Annotated in this window: 15 protein-coding genes and 3 pseudogenes; 8 read left to right on the plus strand and 10 right to left on the minus strand. The window is 70.7% G+C overall.

The annotated features are described in order from the left end of the window. Positions 1–19: 19 nt before the first annotated feature. A complete protein-coding gene (locus AB0I73_RS01545; RefSeq protein WP_363032637.1) occupies positions 20–1,036 on the minus strand; it encodes an asparaginase in 1,017 nt (338 codons plus the stop codon). 23 nt (positions 1,037–1,059) lie between these two features. Then, on the minus strand, positions 1,060–1,797 hold the full coding sequence (locus AB0I73_RS01550; RefSeq protein WP_363032639.1) for a FadR/GntR family transcriptional regulator: 738 nt from the start codon (positions 1,795–1,797) through the stop codon (positions 1,060–1,062). Between the two features lie 133 nt (positions 1,798–1,930). On the opposite strand from AB0I73_RS01550, the gene AB0I73_RS01555 reads away from it, so the two are divergent. Beyond that, on the plus strand, positions 1,931–2,977 hold the full coding sequence (locus AB0I73_RS01555) for an acyl-CoA desaturase (RefSeq protein ID WP_363032641.1): 1,047 nt from the start codon (positions 1,931–1,933) through the stop codon (positions 2,975–2,977). Positions 2,978–3,025: 48 nt separating this feature from the next. Here AB0I73_RS01555 and crcB read toward each other — a convergent pair whose 3' ends face one another. The 4 genes from crcB to AB0I73_RS01575 form a co-directional block, all read right to left on the minus strand. After that, entirely contained in the window at positions 3,026–3,400 is a 375-nt protein-coding gene (crcB, locus tag AB0I73_RS01560; RefSeq protein ID WP_363032643.1) for a fluoride efflux transporter CrcB, read from the minus strand. Continuing rightward, positions 3,397–3,783, minus strand: coding sequence for a DUF190 domain-containing protein (locus AB0I73_RS01565; protein WP_363032645.1), 387 nt, complete (start codon positions 3,781–3,783; stop codon positions 3,397–3,399). The genes crcB and AB0I73_RS01565 overlap by 4 nt, the downstream gene beginning before the upstream one ends. Then, positions 3,780–4,226, minus strand: a complete 447-nt coding sequence (locus AB0I73_RS01570; protein ID WP_363032647.1) for a CrcB family protein — start codon at positions 4,224–4,226, stop codon at positions 3,780–3,782. The genes AB0I73_RS01565 and AB0I73_RS01570 overlap by 4 nt, the downstream gene beginning before the upstream one ends. A 165-nt stretch (positions 4,227–4,391) precedes the next feature. Beyond that, positions 4,392–4,688: a helix-turn-helix transcriptional regulator gene (locus AB0I73_RS01575; RefSeq protein WP_363032649.1), complete on the minus strand. Its 297-nt coding sequence runs from the start codon at positions 4,686–4,688 to the stop codon at positions 4,392–4,394. Positions 4,689–5,079: 391 nt separating this feature from the next. Between AB0I73_RS01575 and AB0I73_RS01580 the strand changes: the two are divergent. The 4 genes and pseudogenes from AB0I73_RS01580 to AB0I73_RS01595 form a co-directional block, all read left to right on the plus strand. Further along, a pseudogene (locus AB0I73_RS01580) lies at positions 5,080–5,556 on the plus strand (hypothetical protein); the annotation flags it as partial. Between the two features lie 37 nt (positions 5,557–5,593). Then, positions 5,594–6,453, plus strand: a pseudogene (locus AB0I73_RS01585) (LacI family DNA-binding transcriptional regulator). Between the two features lie 70 nt (positions 6,454–6,523). Continuing rightward, positions 6,524–6,913, plus strand: coding sequence for a MarR family transcriptional regulator (locus AB0I73_RS01590; protein WP_109382191.1), 390 nt, complete (start codon positions 6,524–6,526; stop codon positions 6,911–6,913). Positions 6,914–7,264: 351 nt separating this feature from the next. Further along, positions 7,265–8,683: a sugar porter family MFS transporter gene (locus tag AB0I73_RS01595; protein ID WP_363032651.1), complete on the plus strand. Its 1,419-nt coding sequence runs from the start codon at positions 7,265–7,267 to the stop codon at positions 8,681–8,683. A 410-nt stretch (positions 8,684–9,093) separates the two neighbouring features. Here AB0I73_RS01595 and AB0I73_RS01600 read toward each other — a convergent pair whose 3' ends face one another. The 3 genes and pseudogenes from AB0I73_RS01600 to AB0I73_RS01610 form a co-directional block, all read right to left on the minus strand. Then, positions 9,094–10,548 (minus strand): cytosine permease, encoded by a 1,455-nt coding sequence (locus AB0I73_RS01600; RefSeq protein WP_363032653.1) that lies wholly within the window; start codon positions 10,546–10,548, stop codon positions 9,094–9,096. 337 nt (positions 10,549–10,885) lie between these two features. Next, a pseudogene (locus tag AB0I73_RS01605) lies at positions 10,886–11,146 on the minus strand (hypothetical protein); the annotation flags it as partial. A gap of 56 nt (positions 11,147–11,202) precedes the next feature. After that, the gene (locus AB0I73_RS01610; RefSeq protein WP_109382194.1) at positions 11,203–11,607 is read right to left on the minus strand and encodes an SseB family protein; all 405 of its coding nucleotides are present in this window, start codon (positions 11,605–11,607) and stop codon (positions 11,203–11,205) included. 212 nt (positions 11,608–11,819) lie between these two features. Between AB0I73_RS01610 and AB0I73_RS01615 the strand changes: the two genes are divergently transcribed. Both AB0I73_RS01615 and AB0I73_RS01620 read left to right on the plus strand, forming a co-directional pair. Continuing rightward, positions 11,820–13,265 carry a glyceraldehyde-3-phosphate dehydrogenase gene (locus tag AB0I73_RS01615; protein WP_363032655.1) on the plus strand — a complete coding sequence of 482 codons (1,446 nt, stop codon included), beginning with the start codon at positions 11,820–11,822 and terminating at the stop codon, positions 13,263–13,265. Between the two features lie 183 nt (positions 13,266–13,448). Next, a complete protein-coding gene (locus AB0I73_RS01620) occupies positions 13,449–14,423 on the plus strand; it encodes a hypothetical protein (protein ID WP_363032657.1) in 975 nt (324 codons plus the stop codon). Positions 14,424–14,445: 22 nt separating this feature from the next. On the opposite strand, the gene AB0I73_RS01625 is transcribed toward AB0I73_RS01620, so the two are convergent. Beyond that, positions 14,446–16,101 carry an FAD-dependent monooxygenase gene (locus tag AB0I73_RS01625; protein ID WP_363032659.1) on the minus strand — a complete coding sequence of 552 codons (1,656 nt, stop codon included), beginning with the start codon at positions 16,099–16,101 and terminating at the stop codon, positions 14,446–14,448. 288 nt (positions 16,102–16,389) lie between these two features. Here AB0I73_RS01625 and AB0I73_RS01630 point away from each other — a divergent pair, with 288 nt between their 5' ends. Beyond that, the gene (locus AB0I73_RS01630) at positions 16,390–17,505 is read left to right on the plus strand and encodes a SchA/CurD-like domain-containing protein (RefSeq protein ID WP_363032951.1); all 1,116 of its coding nucleotides are present in this window, start codon (positions 16,390–16,392) and stop codon (positions 17,503–17,505) included. The last annotated feature ends 4 nt before the right edge of the window (positions 17,506–17,509 follow it).

Consider the following 17,509-nt stretch of genomic DNA (forward strand, 5'->3'; position numbering starts at 1 on the left):
CCCCGCCCGCGCGGACCTCTCACCGCGCACCGGACCGGGCGAGCGGGGCGAGCGCGGGTGTGAGGCGGACGTCGCCGACCGGGCGGCCGCCGCCGAGCAGCGGTTCGCCCGCGAATCCGGTGAGCAGGGCCGGGTCGACACCGGCCCGGGCGAGGGCGGCGGCGGTCACCGGGACACGTGCCCGGCCCGCGCCGTCGGAGATCTTCACGGCCACGGCACGGCCGTCGGGCAGGGCTGCGACCTGGACGCCCTCGTAGCCGTCCTTGGCGAGCAGCCCGGGAACGGCCCGCATCAGGGCGGCGACGTCCCGGCCGGAACCGGAGGCCATCTCGGGGTGCTTTCGCAGCGCGTCGGCGACCCGGGCCTCGGGGGTGCCGGGCGCGGCGGTGATGACGCGGGCGGCGGCACGGGCGAGTCCGTGCAGGGAGACGGCGAACAGGGGCGCGCCGCAGCCGTCGACGGTCACCCGGGCGACGCGCTGCCCGGTGAGCTCCTCGACGCTCGCGGCGATCGCCCGCTGGAGAGGGTGGGTGGGCTCGAGGTAGTCGTCGAGGGACCAGCCGTTGAGCTTCGCGGTGAGCAGCATGGCGGCGTGCTTGCCGGAGCAGTTCTGGGCGAGCCGGGAGGGCGGGCGACCGTCGCGCACCCAGGCGTCCCGCACGGCCGGGCCGAGCGGCAGGTCCGGGACGTTGCGCAGGTGGTCCTCGGTGAGTCCGGCGCCCGCGAGGACCCGCCGGACACCGGCGAGGTGGCGTTCCTCGCCGGAGTGGCTGGCCGCGGCGAGGGAGAGCAGTTCGCCGTCGAGCGGCAGTCCGGCGCGCACCATGGCGACGGTCTGGACGGGCTTGAGCGCGGAGCGCGGGTAGCAGGCGGCCTCGATGTCGCCGAGCCGGAGCCGGACCTCGCCGTCGGCGCCGAGGACGACGACGGAACCGTAGTGGACGCCCTCGACGACCCCGCCGCGGACCAGGTGGGCGACGGGGGCGTGGAGGGGTTCGCGGACCGGGGGTGCGGCTGCGGGGGGAGGGATGTTCATCAGGATCGGTCTTCCGTGGTGGTTCAGGATCGGTCTTCCGTGGTGGTGTCCGTGGAAGTGTGCGCGCCCGGCGGGCGGACGATGGCTGCGAGAGTCGTCTCGACGCGGTCGAGATGGTGGGACATTGCCGCGAGGGCGTCGTCCTCGGAGCCGTCGGTCAGCGCCTCCACGATCGCCCGGTGCTCGCGGTTGGAGTGCTCGCGCCGGTCCCCCAGCTGGTTCAGGAAGGCGGATTGGCGGGCCAGCGCGTCCCGGATCTCCTCGATGACCCGGCGGAACACCGGGTTCTGGGTGGACTCGGCCACGGCGAGGTGGAAAAGAGTGTCCATGGCGACCCACGCGGTGGTGTCGGTCTCCCGGTCCATCCGGTCCAGCAGGTGGTTCAGCAGGTCGAGGTTCTCGGGGGTGCGCCGCCGGGCCGCGTACCGGGCGACCGGGAGCTCGACGTGGCGGCGCACTTCCAGCAGGTCACCGGCCGCGTAGTCGCCGAACGTGGGCTCTCCCACCGCATCGGCCACGACGAAGGTGCCCTTGCCGGTCCTGGACACGGTCAGGCCCATGGTCTGCAGTGCCCGCAGGGCCTCGCGCAGCGCCGGCCGGGAGACCCCGAGGGTGCGGCACAGCTCCGCCTCGGAGGGAAGTTTGTCGCCGATCGCGTACGCGCCCCGCTCGATGGCGTCGCGAAGGTGGGAGAGAACCGCTTCCATCGCGCTCACGCGCCGCGGCCCCGCCCCACCTGTCTGGCTGTCTGACAGGTTCACGGAAGTGATCGTGCGGGCGAACGCGGAGGCTGTCAAGCGGGGGCGGCCCGGTGTTCGCGGTGGGGCTACCCACCCCCTCGTCCCGGGGGGCGACATCATTCTGCGGCCGGGCAACCGTTCACATACTCAAGTGATGGCCAACCCAACGGTGCTCACCGAAACCCCGCCCACACGCGACCGCGAGAAGGGGAGCGACTTCGCCGAACTGTCGCGGCGCATAGCCGCAGAAGGGCTGCTCAGGCGCCGCCCGCTCTACTACACCCTGCGCTTCGGGGCCCTGGCCCTCGCACTCGCGGGAGGTGTGACCGCCTTCCTCCTCCTGGGCGACAGCTGGAGCCAGCTGCTCGTCGCGGCGGCCCTGTCCGTGGTCTTCGGGCAGCTCGCACTCGCCGCGCACGACCTGGCGCACCGCCAGGTGTTCTCCCGTCGGCGTCCCAGCGAAGTCGGTGGTCTGCTGGTGGCCGACGTGCTGCTGGGCATGAGCTACGGCTGGTGGATGAACAAGCACACCCGCCACCACGCGAATCCCAACCACGAGCAGAAGGACCCGGATGTCGCCCCCGACCTCCTGGTCTGGTCACGACGCCAGGCGAGCCGGGCCCAGGGCATCGCGCGGTTCATCGGAAAGCACCAGGCGGCGTTGTTCCTTCCGATGCTGACGTTGGAGGGTCTCAATCTGAGTTTCAGCAGCTTCAGGGCGCTGCGCAGCCCGTCGGTGAAGCGGCCGGTGCTGGAGGGGACGCTGCTCGTCGCCCACTTCGCCGTGTACTTCGGTGGTCTGTTCACGGTGCTCTCCCCCGGCAAGGCGCTCGCTTTCCTCGCCGTCCACCAGGGTCTGTTCGGGATCTACCTCGGCTCGGTGTTCGCCCCCAACCACAAGGGCATGCCGATGATCGAGGAGGGGACGCGCCTGGACTTCCTGCGCCGTCAGGTCCTCACCTCCCGCAACGTCAGGGGCGGTGTGTTCGTCGACGCCTTCATGGGCGGGCTGAACCACCAGATCGAGCACCATCTCTTCCCCAGCATGCCCACGCCCGCCCTCGGCCGGGCCCAGGTCATCACCGAGCGGTACTGCGCGGAACTGGGCATCCCGTACTGCCGGACAGGGCTGTTCGCCTCGTACGGCACGGCGCTGCGCCACCTCAGGAGCGTGGGGGAACCACTGCGCGAGGCCCGCTGAGGGGGCTGCGGTCCGCATGCGCGGCGGCGGAAGCGGCCGGGACGTCCGTCACGCCCACAGCGCGTCGGCCAGGGCCGCGCCGGCGAACGCCGCGCCCAGGCCGACCGCGACGCTCGCCACGACGTTCACGGCGGCATGGCGGACGGCCCCCGCCTCGGCGAGCCGGAGGGTCTCGTAGGAGAAGGTGGAGTACGTGGTCAGGGCGCCGCACAGACCTGTTCCGAGCAGCAGCTGGAGGTGCGAACTCGCGGCGCCCTCCGCCGCCGCGCCGGTGAGCAGGCCGAGCGCCAGGCAGCCGACCACGTTCACCGTGAAGGTCCCCCAGGGGAACACCGAGTCGTACCGGGACTGCACCGCGCGGTCGGTGAGGTAGCGCAGGGGTGCCCCGATGACGGCGCCGAAGACGACCAGCAGCCAGTTCACGGCCTTTCGCCCTTCGTCCCGGGAGCGGCGGGAGGGCCGGGAGGGCGTTCGTGGCCCGGGTACCGGACCACCTCGCAGGCGTCGAGGGTCACCAGGCCCTCGGTGACGAGCGCGTCGAGCTCGGGCAGGAAGGCCCGTACCCGCTCCTCGGTGTCGACGACGACCACCGCCACCGGCAGGTCCTCGCTCAGGGACAGCAGCCGGGAGGTGTGGACGAGCGAGGAGGCGCCGAATCCCTCGATGCCGCGGAAGACGCTGGCGCCCGCCAGTCCCGCCGCGTGGGCCCGGTGGACGATCTCCGAGTAGAGCGGCCGGTGGTGCCAGGTGTCGTTCTCTCCGATGAACACGGTCAGGCGCAGCACACCGCCGGTCAGCCTTGTCATGGCTGCCTCCTGTTCAGAACGCGACGGGTCGCGGACGCGGCCGCCCACACGGCGCCGAGTGCCGCGAGCGGGGTGACGGCGAGGTAGGTGAGGGCGAGGCCGTGGCTGCCGCCGTCGAACAGGTTCCGGCCGTCGACGGCGTAGGTCGAGAAGGTCGTGAACCCGCCGAGGACTCCGGTGCCGAAGAACGGGCGGACCAGGGGGTGGGCGGCACGGACCTCGGTGATGATCACCATGAACACGCCGATCACGGCGCAGCCGGTGATGTTGACCCCCAGGGTCGTCCAGGGGAACCCGTCCGCCGGTGTCGGCCACCACAGGGAGGCCGCGTACCGGGCGGTGGCGCCTGCTCCCCCGCCGAGGGCGACCACCGCGACGACGGGAGCGGTGGCACGCCGGGCGGGGCGGCGTCCGCGGAGAACCTCGGTGGGCGGGGCTGTCACGGCGTACGTCTCCTACTCGTCGAGCGGCCCGGACGTGCGGGCGCGCGCCTCCACAAGTAGGGACCGTTGGCGGCGTGCCGCGGTTCGGGTACGGCGGGCCCCACCGCCGCGCCACGAGACGTGCTCGCGGCCGAAGGCCACCCTAACGCCTGGGGCGCGAGAGGGTCACTTCACGCTGCCGTGGTCGTCGCGCGGTGGCGTGCGCCGCCAGCCCTTCTCGAACACCGCCGCGACCTCGGCGATCCGTACCTCGTCGCGCCGGTGGTACGGGCGGCCGGCGACGTGGCTGGTGCGCAGCAGGCCGATGGCCGTGAGCAGCCGGAGATGGCCGAGGGCCACGGGGTGGGGCATGCCGAACCGGGCGGCGACGGCTTCCGCGGTGACTCCGTGTGCGGCGTGGCCGGGCTCTCTCAGCCATGTCAGGATGCGCAGTCGGGTCCCGTCGGCGGGAGTCCTCAGCATGCCGTCCACCTCCGCCCCGGCGTCCTCTCCGGGCACGTCCACTGTCCCGCGACCGGAGCCCCCGTGTCATGCGCTCCGGCACCTTGTCCGAGAGTCGGCCCCCTGGCCACAAGGCGGTCGAACAGCACATCGCCTCGAGGGAAAGGGCCCGGCCGCACAGGCACCGTGCGTGCGACCGGGCCCCGCCGCGACTCAGGGACTCACGAACTCACCGGTGGCGGAACCACGCCGCCACGGCCGCCGGGCTCGGTGTACGAGGCGGCGGTGTCGCCGTACTCGGAGTACTCGGAGTACTCGGGCCAGCCGTCGGGGACGGCCGCGCCTGAACCGTCGGCCTCGAAGCCGCCGTCGGTGAGCGTGCTCGCCGCGGTCGCGGTTCCCAGGTCGGGCGCTGCTGCCCGGCGCGCTGTACTGCCTGCTGTCGGCGCCCGGGTGGTCATCGCGTCGACCAAGTCCGGCAGTGAGCTGTTCTCCACGTTCACGTTCTGGCCGGGCACCGGTTTCACCGAGAACCTGTCCGACCTCAGCGCGTACCGCGACGGCGCCTACCTGCAGTGGATGGGCAGCTCCGCACTGGCGGTCTACCGCTTCCGGGGCCGTGCCACGCTGTCCAGGGTGCTGCTCGCGGGTGTGCTGGTGCCGCCGGTGATCCTCACCGTCCCGCAGTACCTGCTGCCGGCCCGGGACGACGAGAAGTTCCCGATCACGCTCGGCCTGTACACGCTCCTCGAGCAGGGAGCCGACCCCGGCGCTGTGCACCCTGGTGGTCACGGGTGCGTTCCTGGCGGTGTTCCCGCTGGTCGCGCTCTTCCTGGTCGTTCAGCGGTCCTGGAGCCTGGAGCTGCTGTCCGGGGCCGTGAAGTCATGACCACGAGCGACACCGGGGCAGGTGCAAGCCGCCGACGATCCACGACGCGGCGCGTGAGGCAGGGGTCTCGCACGGCACCGTCTCACGCGTGCTCAACGGCGGCCACTACGTCAGCCCGGCCGCCGCGGAAGCGGTCGACTCCGCGATCCGGAGAACCGGATACGTGGTGAACCGGCACGCCCGCTCACTGATCACCGGCCGGTCGGACTCGATGGGCTTCCTGCTGACGGAGCCGCAGGAGCGGTTCTTCGAGGACCCCGACTTCAACGTTCCGCTGCTGCTGGTGATCGCCGGGACACAGGACGAACGGCGGCGCATCGTGCGGTACAGCACCGCGGGGCACGTCGACGGGGTACTGCCGGTCTCCAGTCACTCGGGCGATCCGGTGGCCGCGGAGCTGCGAGCGACCGGCGTGCCGCTGGTCGCGTGCGGCAAGCCGATCGGGTGGGGCTCCAAGGTGAGTTACGTGACCGCGGACGACCGGGACGGCGCCCGTGACATGGTGTGTCCTCTGCCGGCCCGGGGCCGGCTCAGGGTGAGCGTGGTGACGGGACCGCTCGGCACCCCGGGCGGGGTGGAGCGCCTCGCCGGGTACCAGGAGGTGCTCGCCGAGGCCGGCATCGAGACCGACGAGCGGCTCACCGTCTCCGATCTGACGGCGCAGGCGGTGCTGACGGCGCTGCGCCGTGCGGGCGCCGGGTACCGGAGGACGTGGCGGTCGGCGGCTTCGACGACTCCCCGGCCGCCGTCGCCACCGGCCCTGGCCTCACCACGATCCGCCGACCCTGAGACCGCATCAGCACCGGGACGGTACGGGTCCTGCCGGCCCGGATCGGCGGCGAGGACCCGGCCGCGGTGATCCTCCCGACGGAACCGGTGAAGCGCGAGTCGACGTAGCACGCCGTCCCCGGCCACCGGCGGGAACGCACAAGGTCGTTGAAAAACCAACGAGTGCTACCGTTCACCTATGGCAGCTGAGGCGGTGGACTCGCGGCTCGAGGAGCGGTGGCGGGAGATCCTGTCGGTGCACGCGCGCACCCTCGGCGAGATCGACCGCGCGCTGCATCCGTACGGTCTGGGAGCCTCCGACTTCGAGGTGCTCGACATCCTGGTGGCCTCCCCGCCCGCGGAGGGCGAGCAGTGCAGAGTGCAGAACCTGGCCGGACGGATCCATCTCAGCCAGAGCGCGCTGTCCCGTCTCATCGCCCGGCTGGAGAAGGACGGCCTGGTCGCCCGGAGCGTCTGTGCGGAGGACCGGCGGGGCGTGTACGTGACGCTCACCCGAAAGGGCCGCGACCTGCACGCCGAGGTACTGCCGCTGCAGCGCGCGGCCCTCACCCGCGCGCTGGGCGGATAGCCGCCGCCACACAGGGCGGCCGCGGCGGCGGTACGCCTGCACACCCACAGGCATTCGGAACGACTCGTCCAGCCGAAGCACGGGCCCGGGCCGGGGCCCCGCTGCCCGGGAACTCCTGTGCCACGGACCCCGCGTGCCTCCGCGACTTCGGGGTAGTCGGATCATGTCCGATAACTGAATGCACCATTTGAACGCAAGCCCACTCGGCGGGCGGTGAAATCTCGCAACAGCAAGGATGTTGACTTCGATATATGAAGACATGGTCTCTGCAGCGTTGCTTTTTCCTTCAGGTTTCGCCTGGAAGGGCTGACCCCACTCCGGCAGCGTTGCCGGTGCGCCCGAGGAGCACACGTGACCAGCACAGAGCAGGCCCCCAGGCCAGGAGCCGGTACGGCTCATCCCGAACATCTCGGGCACGTCATCTTCATTGCGGCGTCGGCCGCCATGGGCGGCTTCCTCTTCGGTTACGACAGCTCCGTGATCAACGGCGCCGTCGAGGCCATCCGGAGCCGCTACGGCATCGGATCCGCGGAGCTGGCCCAGGTCATCGCCATCGCCCTGATCGGCTGCGCCATCGGCGCCGCGACCGCGGGCCGCATAGCCGACCGCATCGGCCGCATCCGGTGCATGCAGATCGCCGCGACCCTGTTCGCCATCAGCGCCGTCGGCTCGGCCCTGCCCTTCGCCCTGTGGGACCTCGCCTTCTGGCGCATCGTCGGCGGCTTCGCCATCGGCATGGCCTCGGTCATCGGTCCCGCCTACATCGCCGAAGTCGCCCCGCCCGCCTACCGCGGCCGGCTCGGCTCCTTCCAGCAGGCCGCGATCGTCGTCGGCATCGCCACCTCCCAGCTGGTCAACTGGGGTCTGCTCCACGCCGCCGGCGGCGACCAGCGCGGCAACCTGATCGGCCTGGAGACCTGGCAGGTCATGCTGGGCGTGATGATCGTCCCGGCCGTGCTGTACGGGATGCTCTCCTTCGTCATTCCCGAGTCCCCGCGCTTCCTGCTCTCCGTCGGCCGCCGCGAGCGCGCCCGCGAGGTTCTCGCCGAGGTCGAGGGCAAGGGCGTCGACCTCGACGCCCGCGTGGCCGAGATCGAGCACGCCATGAAGCGCGAGCACAAGTCCACCTTCAGGGACCTGCTCGGCAGCAGCTTCCTCTTCAAGCGGATCGTCTGGATCGGCATCGGTTTGTCCGCGTTCCAGCAGTTCGTCGGCATCAACGTCGCGTTCTACTACTCCGCGACGCTGTGGCAGTCGGTCGGCATCAACCCGACGGACTCGTTCCTCTACTCGTTCACGACATCGATCATCAACATCGTCGGCACCGTGATCGCGATGATCTTCGTGGACCGCATCGGCCGCAAGCCGCTCGCACTCATCGGCTCCTCCGGCATGGTCGTCAGCCTGGCCCTGGAGGCCTGGGCGTTCTCGCACCCGCTGGTCGACGGCAAGCTGCCGGCCACCCAGGGCCTGATCGCCCTGGTCGCCGCCCACCTCTTCGTCCTCTTCTTCGCCCTGTCCTGGGGTGTGGTCGTCTGGGTGCTGCTCGGCGAGATGTTCCCGAACAAGATCCGCGCCGCCGCGCTGGGCGTGGCCGCCTCCGCCCAGTGGATCGCCAACTGGATGATCACCGCGAGCTTCCCGTCGCTGGCCGACTGGAACCTCTCCGGCACCTACGTGATCTACACGTTCTTCGCGGCGCTCTCCATCCCGTTCGTCCTGAAGTTCGTCAAGGAGACGAAGGGCAAGGCGCTGGAGGAGATGGGGTAGCTCCCGGCGCGGTGCCGAGGGAAGGGCCCGGGTCCCCGCCGCCGATCCCCAGGACTCGCAGAGCGGCTTCCTCGGTGATCCGCAGCCGGAGCCGGATCTGTTCCCGGTGCTCCTCGGCCGTCCGCGGCTGCTCGGCGCCGGAGGCGATCAGATCGAGATGGGCGCAGCAGGGCGATCTCGCGCAGGAAGGCCGGCACCTGGTCCGCCTCTCGCCCTCCGGATCTCTGTCGGCCGGCACGCGGAGGAAGCGGGCACCCGGCGAGCGCACCAGCACCGATCCCCCACTGTCGTACGCCAGGACTCGAACCCGGCGGACTGGTGGGAACAGAGGATCAGTACCGAGGCCGGGCGGGCCAGGCGTTTTCGCTGAGGGAGTTCCACCCGCGGTGGAGGGAAGCGGTCGGGACGCGTCAGACGCCCAGGGGCTCGGGCTGCTCGACGGGCTCCGCTGCGGCCGCCGCTCGAGGCGGCACCGGCGGCTTGGGCAGCGCCAGGTACAGCAGGCCGGAGATCAGAATCGTCGCGATCCAGCCGAGGCCGTACTCGCCGATGACGTTGTTCCGGGCCAGCGGGCCGGTGAACCAGGCGGACGTGGTGAACATCAGCCCCGCGGCGAGGCCGGTCGCCCAAGCGGTGACCGCGGCAGGGGAGAAGCCGCCCCGGTACCAGTAAGCGCTGGCGCGGGTGGTGTCGGCCATGGCCCGCCCGTCGTACTCCGTACGCCGCAGCATGTCCGCGCCGAAGACGCCGACCCAGGCGGAGAAGGCGACCGCGAGCAGCGACAGGAAAGCGATGAACGAACCCATGAAGCCGGACGCCACCAGCATCAGCACACTGCCGAAGACCAGCGAGATCACGGCGTTGACCGACACCGCCCAGTGGCGCGGCACCCGGAAGCCGAGCGTCTGCGCGGTGAAGCCGGCCGAGTACATCGACATCGCGTTGATCAGCAGCATGCCGATCAGAGCCATCAGCAGATACGGCACCGCGATCCAGGTCGGCAGGATCTCTCCGAGGAAGGAGACCGGGTCGGCGGCCGAGGCGAGGTCCGGCACGGAGGCCGCCATCACCACGCCCATGAGCACCATCGGCAGGACGACGATGCCGGCGCCGCCGATCGAGGTGCCCACGATCGCCCTGGCGGAGGCCGTACGCGGCAGATAACGTGTGAAGTCCGGCGCCGACGGGATCCAGCTGACACCACCCGCCGCGATCATGCCGATACCGGTGATCACCGCGGCCGTCGATCCGGCGGAGTGGGCGAACACCCTCGGCCAGTCGGTGTCCACGATCAGGTGGGCGAGGACCAGGACCGAGAACAGGCCGAAGAGGTAGGTCGCGTACTTGTTGCACCGTTGCACGGCGTTGATGCCGAGCCCGGAGATCGCGAAGGTCGCGACGACGAACACCAGCAGCATCACCATGTCCAGCGCGCTGTTCGCCTTCAGGCCGAACAGGATGTGCAGGATGGTGAGCATCGCGTAGGCGCCGACCACCGCGTTGATCGTCTCCCAGCCCCAGCGGGCCACCCAGATCAGTGAGCCGGGCAGCAGGTTGCCGCGCTGCCCGAAGACCGCCCGGGACAGCGCCATGCCGGGCGCCCCGCCGCGCTTTCCCGCGATGCCGATGAGCCCGACCAGGCCGTACGACACGGCAGGGGCGACGAGGGCGACGACGAGCGCCTGCCAGAGATTGAGGTGATACGCCACGACGAGGCTCGCGCCCATGGTGAGCAGCAGCACGCTGATGTTGGCGCCGACCCAGGTGGGGAACAGCTCGCGGGTTCTGGCGGTGCGCTCACGATCGGGCACCTGCTCGATGCCGCGGGTTTCCAGTGCGCCTTCTGTCTCGGCGGTCCTGCTCATGAAGGAGGGTTCCGTGCTTCGGTCGGGGAAAGCGACTACGCGCGTACGGACGCGACCGCCCCATCCTACTTTGATCCGACTTAAGCAATTCAGTGTCGTTTGTCTCCTGATCGAAGAGACAAGCCTCCTCGGGCCGGGAGCCATGGCTGATACCGGCAGGGGTGTGACTCCACCCACGCGTGAACGCGCGGGCTTCGCCGTGCATGCGAACTTCGCCCGGGTGGCGCGGCTCTCCTGCGCGGTGTGCCCGCAGGAGGGGCAGGCGCGGGAGGTGCTGCGGGGCGCGGGTCATGCCCGTTGCGTTGGACCGCTCATGGGCGATCACGTCGCGATCGCGGACGAGGTACCTGCGCCCTCCTTCCCGCTTGCTGCCGGCCGTCTTGACCCGGCCGCGCACCGGGCGGTGCTGGTGCACGCGGACGTGGCCGACACCCTGGAGGCGGACGCGGGTCTGCGCATCGTGCGGGCTGGAGTCCCAGCGGCAGCCGTCGCCGTCTTTCGGGAAGGTGACGGTGTCGAAGTGCCCGACACCCTTGAACCTGGGGTATCCGGTCCTGGCGCCGCCGCCGTGGTCCGGCCCGACTTCCGGACCGGGCAGGCGGTCAGCCGCTCACTGACCGCCTGCGGCCACTGAACGTGCGCGGAAAGACTCGTCTAGGGGCGGGCCAGCAGGGTGCGGACTCCCTCGGACGTCAACGTGAGGCGGTGCTCGGAGCTGCCGTCGATGGTGAGGGACAGCTCGTCGGCCGGCCACTGCGCGGCCAGGGCGCCGAGCGGTACCAGACGGTAGCGGGAGACGAACGGGAGCAGGCCCGACATCTCCAGTTCCGAGGTGAACACGGGCACCACCTGGATGCCGTCCGGCTGTTCCATCACCGGCAGCGCGACGGCGCCGGGGTCGGCGGCCGTCTCGTCGCCCGTGTCGTCGGGCACGGGGATCAGTACGTCACTGTTGGCGAGGGCGTCCAGAGCCGCCGTGTCCTCGGTGTTCTCCGAGAGAGCGTCCAGGGCCCGCTGGGCGGGCGTGGGTCCGTTGTTCTCGTGCGCGGGTGTCTCCATGGCTGTTTCCCTCGTAGCGGTGGTCGTACGGACCGGACCGGATCGGTGATCGGGACAAGATCCGCTCCGGGCACGGTCCTGCACGCGTACCCGATCGCGCGGGACGCAACCCTGCCGGAAGGACACCCCGAGAGGCCGGAAGGACACCCCCTGAGAGCCCCTTGACCCGCATGGTTATCATATGAGCGCCGCCTAGCTCGAAAGATAATCCTGTGACTGTCAACGAAGACTCGTTCACCAACTGGAAGCACCGCGAGGAAATCGCGGAGTCGATGATCCCGATCATCGGGAAGCTGCACCGCGAGCGGGACGTCACCGTCCTGCTGCACAGCCGCTCCTTGGTGAACAAGTCGGTGGTCTCCATCCTCAAGACCCACCGCTTCGCCCGCCAGATCGCCGGCCAGGAACTCTCCGTCACCGAGACGCTGCCGTTCCTCCAGGCCCTCACCACCCTCGACCTCGGGCCGTCCCAGATCGACCTCGGCCTGCTCGCCGCGACCTACCGGACCGACGAGCGGGGACTGTCGGTGGCGGAGTTCACCGCCGAGGCCGTGGCAGGCGCCACCGGCGCCAACAAGATCGACCGCCGTGAGCCGCGCGACGTCGTCCTCTACGGTTTCGGCCGCATCGGCCGTCTCCTCGCCCGCCTGCTCATCGAGAAGTCGGGCTCGGGCAACGGCCTCAGGCTCCGTGCCGTCGTGGTCCGCCGAGGCGGTGAGCAGGACATCGTCAAGCGGGCCTCGCTGCTGCGCCGCGACTCGGTGCACGGCCAGTTCCAGGGCACGATCACCGTCGACGAGGCGGCCGGAACGATCGTCGCCAACGGCAACACGATCAAGATGATCTACGCCGACGACCCGGCGCAGGTGGACTACACGGCGTACGGCATCAAGAACGCCATCCTCATCGACAACACCGGCAAGTGGCGCGACCGCGAGGGTCTCTCGCAGCACCTGCGCCCCGGTATCGACAAGGTCGTGCTGACCGCCCCCGGCAAGGGCGACGTGCCCAACATCGTGCACGGCGTCAACCACGACACCCTCAAGCCGGACGAGCAGATCCTGTCCTGCGCGTCCTGCACCACCAACGCGATCGTCCCGCCGCTGAAGGCGATGGCGGACGAGTACGGCGTGCTGCGCGGCCACGTGGAGACCGTCCACTCGTTCACCAACGACCAGAACCTGCTGGACAACTACCACAAGTCCGAGCGCCGGGGCCGCTCCGCTCCGATGAACATGGTGATCACCGAGACCGGTGCCGCCTCCGCCGTCGCCAAGGCGCTGCCCGACCTCGAGGCGACGATCACCGGCAGCTCGATCCGGGTCCCCGTACCGGACGTGTCCATCGCGATCCTCAACCTCCAGCTGGGCCGCGCGACCAACCGTGCCGAGGTCCTCGACCACCTCCGCGACGTGTCGCTCACCTCGCCGCTGAAGCGTCAGATCGACTTCATCAGCGCCCCCGACGCGGTCTCCAGCGACTTCATCGGCTCGCGGCACGCGTCGATCGTCGACGCCGGCGCCCTCAAGGTCGAGGGCGACAACGCGATCCTCTACCTCTGGTACGACAACGAGTTCGGCTACTCCTGCCAGGTCGTCCGGGTCGTCCAGTACGTCTCCGGCGTGGAGTACCCCACCTTCCCGGCCCCGGCTCCCTGACCGACGGACGAACAGACAGGGCGGGGCGGGGCCGGCGAGCGGTCCGGCCCCGCCCCGCCGGTGTTCGCCCTGCTCGGACCCCATGTGCCCGTCTGATGGACCACGGTGTGCCCCAGAGGGCCGGATCGGTAACGATCGCCTCGTACCGGTTGCCCCGCCCAATAAAGTTCCTAGTCTGCGGGCATGTCCCTCTTCAGCAGTCGTACCAGTAAACGTCCCCGAATCGTCCCCGCCCTCGACGACGCCGACCTCACGCGCGTCCTCAAGCAGTTGAACAAGCGCGGTGGGAGCGTCAAGCAGGCGGAGGTGACACTCGTCGCCACGCTTCTCGAGGAGACCGGGGACGACTGGGACCGACGCGGCCACCGTGTCTCCGTACTGGCCGACTCGACGGTCGAATCGGGGTCAAAGCTGGCGTCCGCCTGGCTGGCCAAGGAACCGGAGAACCCCGACGCGCTGGTGTTCCACTCCAGGGTCGGCCTGGTCCGCGGCCTGCGGGACAGGCACCTGGAGGACGCGGGGCAGTTGGTGACCCAGTGCCATCGGGCCGCGGAGCTGAATCCGGCGGATCCGTTGCCCTGGGTGACCCTGCTCGGCATGGCCCGGATCGAGCGGTACGCGCAGAGCGAGGTCAACGCCATCTGGCGGGAGGCCACCGGACGCGACCGCTGGCACCGCGAGGCGTATCTGCAGATGCTCGCCCATCTGTCGCCGGAGGAAGGCGGTTCGAGTGCGGCCGTCCTCGACTTCATCGATGTGGTGCGCGCCCGTATACCGGCCAACGCGCCGTGCGTCGCGATCGAGGTGACCGCGGCCGTGCGGCAGTACCAGGGACTGGTGGCGCAGGGCGGTGTCCGGGCCATGACGGCAGGTCAGCTGTGGGAGGGCGGACAGATCGCGGCCTCACTGGAGCAGGCCGCCTCCCTCTGGGCGAAGCCGGGATTCTTCCAGCACGCGGCGGCCCAGGCGGATCTGAACGTGTTGGCGTACGCGCTGTGCGCGGCCGGCCGGGCCGCCGACGCGCACCCGGTGTTCCAGGCGCTTCAGGGCACGGTGACCCCGTGGCCGTGGAACGACGACGGTCCGGCGGTCCAGCGGTTCGAACAGCACCAGGCCAAGGCGGAGCGGGGGCGGCAGGGCGGCGTCGGAGGAGCCTGACGCCCCCGCTCCACACCCCTCGTCAGTCCCGTGGCCGGGCCAGGATGTCCGCGACGGCGTCGTGCAGCGCCGTCGCGGCGTCCGGAACGGCCCCTCCGGAGCGCCACGCCACGAACCCGTCGGGGCGGACCAGAACCGCGCCCTCCTCGGTGACGCCGTGGGCCTGTGCCCAGTTCACATCGGCGTCCGGTGTCAGGTCCGCGGTCGGACCGCTGCCGATCCGGTACGAGTCGAGCGGAACCGGCAGGCGCTTCGCCACCTGCTCCGCGGCGGTGTGCCAGGCGCCGTCCTCGGAGCTGAGCAGCACCAGTGACCGCTCGTAGAGGTCGAGGGTGGAGACGCGGGCGCCGGCGCGGTCCAGCCACAGGTGGGGGGCTCGGCTGCCGGGCTCCCCCGCCAGCTGCAGGCCGTCGGGGACGACCGGCGCCGCCGGGTCACCGCCGAGGACCGCGCCCCGCGGATAGCGGTAGCCCAGCGCCACGTTGAGGATTCCGCCCTTCGGGCCTTTGCTGCCGGCGCCCGCCGCGGGCGTGTAGCCGGGGTGACTGTGCTCGACCGAGCGGTTCGAGGCGCGGGCGCTGGTCGCCTCCGCGACCGGACGACGCTCGGCGTCGTAGGAGTCCAGCAGTCCGGGTCCCGCCCAGCCGCCGAGGACGGCGGCCAGTTTCCAGGCCAGGTTGTGCGCGTCCTGGATGCCGGTGTTGGAACCGAACGCCCCGGTGGGCGACATCTCGTGGGCCGAGTCACCGGCGAGGAACACCCGGCCGTCGGCGTAGCGTTCGGCGACCCGTTCGGCGGCGTGCCACGCGGCCCGGCCGGTGATCTTGACGTCGAGGTCGGGGGCTCCGATCGCCCGCCGGATGTGGGCGACGCACCGCTCGTCGGTGAACTCCTCGAAGGTTTCGCCGTGTTCGGGGTGCCAGGGGGCGTGGAACACCCAGTTCTCGGCGTTGTCGACCGGGAGCAGCGCCCCGTCGGCCTCCGGGTTGGTGAGGTAGCAGAGGATGAACCGCCGGTCGCCGACGATGCTCGCGAGGCCGCGGGAGGAGAAGGTGACGCTCACGTTGTGGAACAGGTCGCCCGGTCCGTTCTGCCCGATGCCGAGCCGCTCCCGGACAGGGCTGCGCGGGCCGTCCGCGGCGACCAGGTAGTCCGCCCGGATGGTGGTGTGCTCGCCGGTCTCCCGGCTCTTGACCCGTGCCGTCACACCGTCGCCGTCCTGGTCGAACGACATCATCTCGGTCGCGAAGCGCAGATCGCCGCCGAGTTCGCGGGCGTGCGCGAGGAGCACCGGTTCGAGGTCGTTCTGGCTGCACTGGCACCACCCGCCGGGGCTGAACCGGGCCAGTCCGCCGCCGGGGTCGATCTCCTTGAAGAGCCACTCGCCGTCGCCGTCCACCAGGCTGGGCGTCTGCATGATCCCGTGGTTGTCCGCGAGGACCGACGCGACCTCCCTGATCTGCTGCTCGACTCCGGCCACCCGGTACAGCTCCATGGTGCGCACGTTGTTCCCGCGCCCGCGTGGGTGGATCGACGTGCCCGGGTGACGTTCGACGAGCGTGTGCGGCACCCCCAGACGTCCCAGGAACACGGACATGGACAGGCCCACCAGGGAACCGCCGACGATCAGGACGGGCGTGCGCTGGCCGATCTCGTCGGCCGTTTCCGAACGGTTCATTGAACTGCCTCCAGCGTCGCCCGCGACGGGCATGGAAAAGGATGTTGGATCCATGCCCGGTACAGGCCGTTCCGCGTCCTGCCGGCACCCGGTTGACGCGGGGTTCACCCACCTGCCCCGTGGCGCTCGCGCACATCACGGGACGCGTCGACGATCGATGCAGGGCGACCCCGGACCTTCGGATGCCGCGGCCGTTCCCGACCTCCAGTGAAGAACCTTCCGTGAAGAAGAGGAGAGGTGCGCCGGATGACCACCACGGGACGCACGACGGACCGCACGACGGGCCGTATGGCGGGACGCATACCGCAGTCGGCGTTCGACGGCTCCAGGCTGCGGGTGACCCTGATGCTCGACCTGTACGACGGGGCCCAGGAGCAGTTCCTCGACGCGTACGAGCACATGAGCAGCATGATCGCGTCCGTCCCCGGTCACATCAGTGACCAGCTCTGCCAGTCGATCGAGAACCCCTCGCAGTGGCTCATCACCAGCGAGTGGGAGAGCGCCCCGCCCTTCCTCGCCTGGGTGAACAGCGAGGAGCACATCGAGACCGTCCGCCCGCTGCACAGTTGCGTCCGCGACACCCGGTCGATGCGCTACAGCGTCCTGCGCGAGATGCGGAACGGCCGACCGCTCACCGGGCAGGCCGCCGAGGACCTCCAGGCACAGGCCCGCGTCGGTGAGAGCGTGGCCCGGCACGCCCTCACCTTCACCGTCAAGCCGGGCACCGAGTCCAAGGTCGCGGAGCACCTGGCCGGATACGCGTTCCCCAAGGCCGCGCTGGAGAACAACACGCGGTTGCGCCGCACCTCCGTGTTCATGCACGGCAACCGCGTGGTGCGGGCCATGGAGGTGGAGGGCGACCTGGCCACGGCGCTGCGCCACGTGGCCGACCAGCCCGAGTCCCGAGCGACCGAAGAAGCCATCAACCCCTATCTGGAGCATGCCCGGGATCTCAGCGATCCCGGCTCCATGCGGGTGTTCTTCACCAGGGCCGCGCTCCCCGCCGTGCACCACGTCGACAGGGAGGGGCCCCGGCCCGCGGGTCTGCGGCGGCATGCGCTGTACTACCCGGCCGTCGCGGGCCGCGGGGAGGAACTGGCCCGGTTCCTCTCCCACCAGGACGAGGCCGCGGCCGACGAACCGGACGGCCCGGTGTACTCGAGCACCCTCTTCCATCGCGACAACGTCGTGGTCCGTCTGATCGACGTCACCGGCGACCTCGACCTCGACCCCCTCGCGGCGCTCGGCATCAAGGGAGCGGGGAAGGCGGCGGAGCTGGAGCGGCTCCTGGACGGCGCCGCAGTCGGCGTCGAGGGCCCGCTGGACTCGGAACGCAACATCAACCGGCTGCTGTCGCACGCCGACATGCTGCCCGTCACCGACCGCAGCGCGGCGGATTCCTGACGGC

It is taken from the genome of Streptomyces sp. NPDC050388 (genome assembly GCF_040655635.1).
GTDB lineage: Bacteria > Actinomycetota > Actinomycetes > Streptomycetales > Streptomycetaceae > Streptomyces.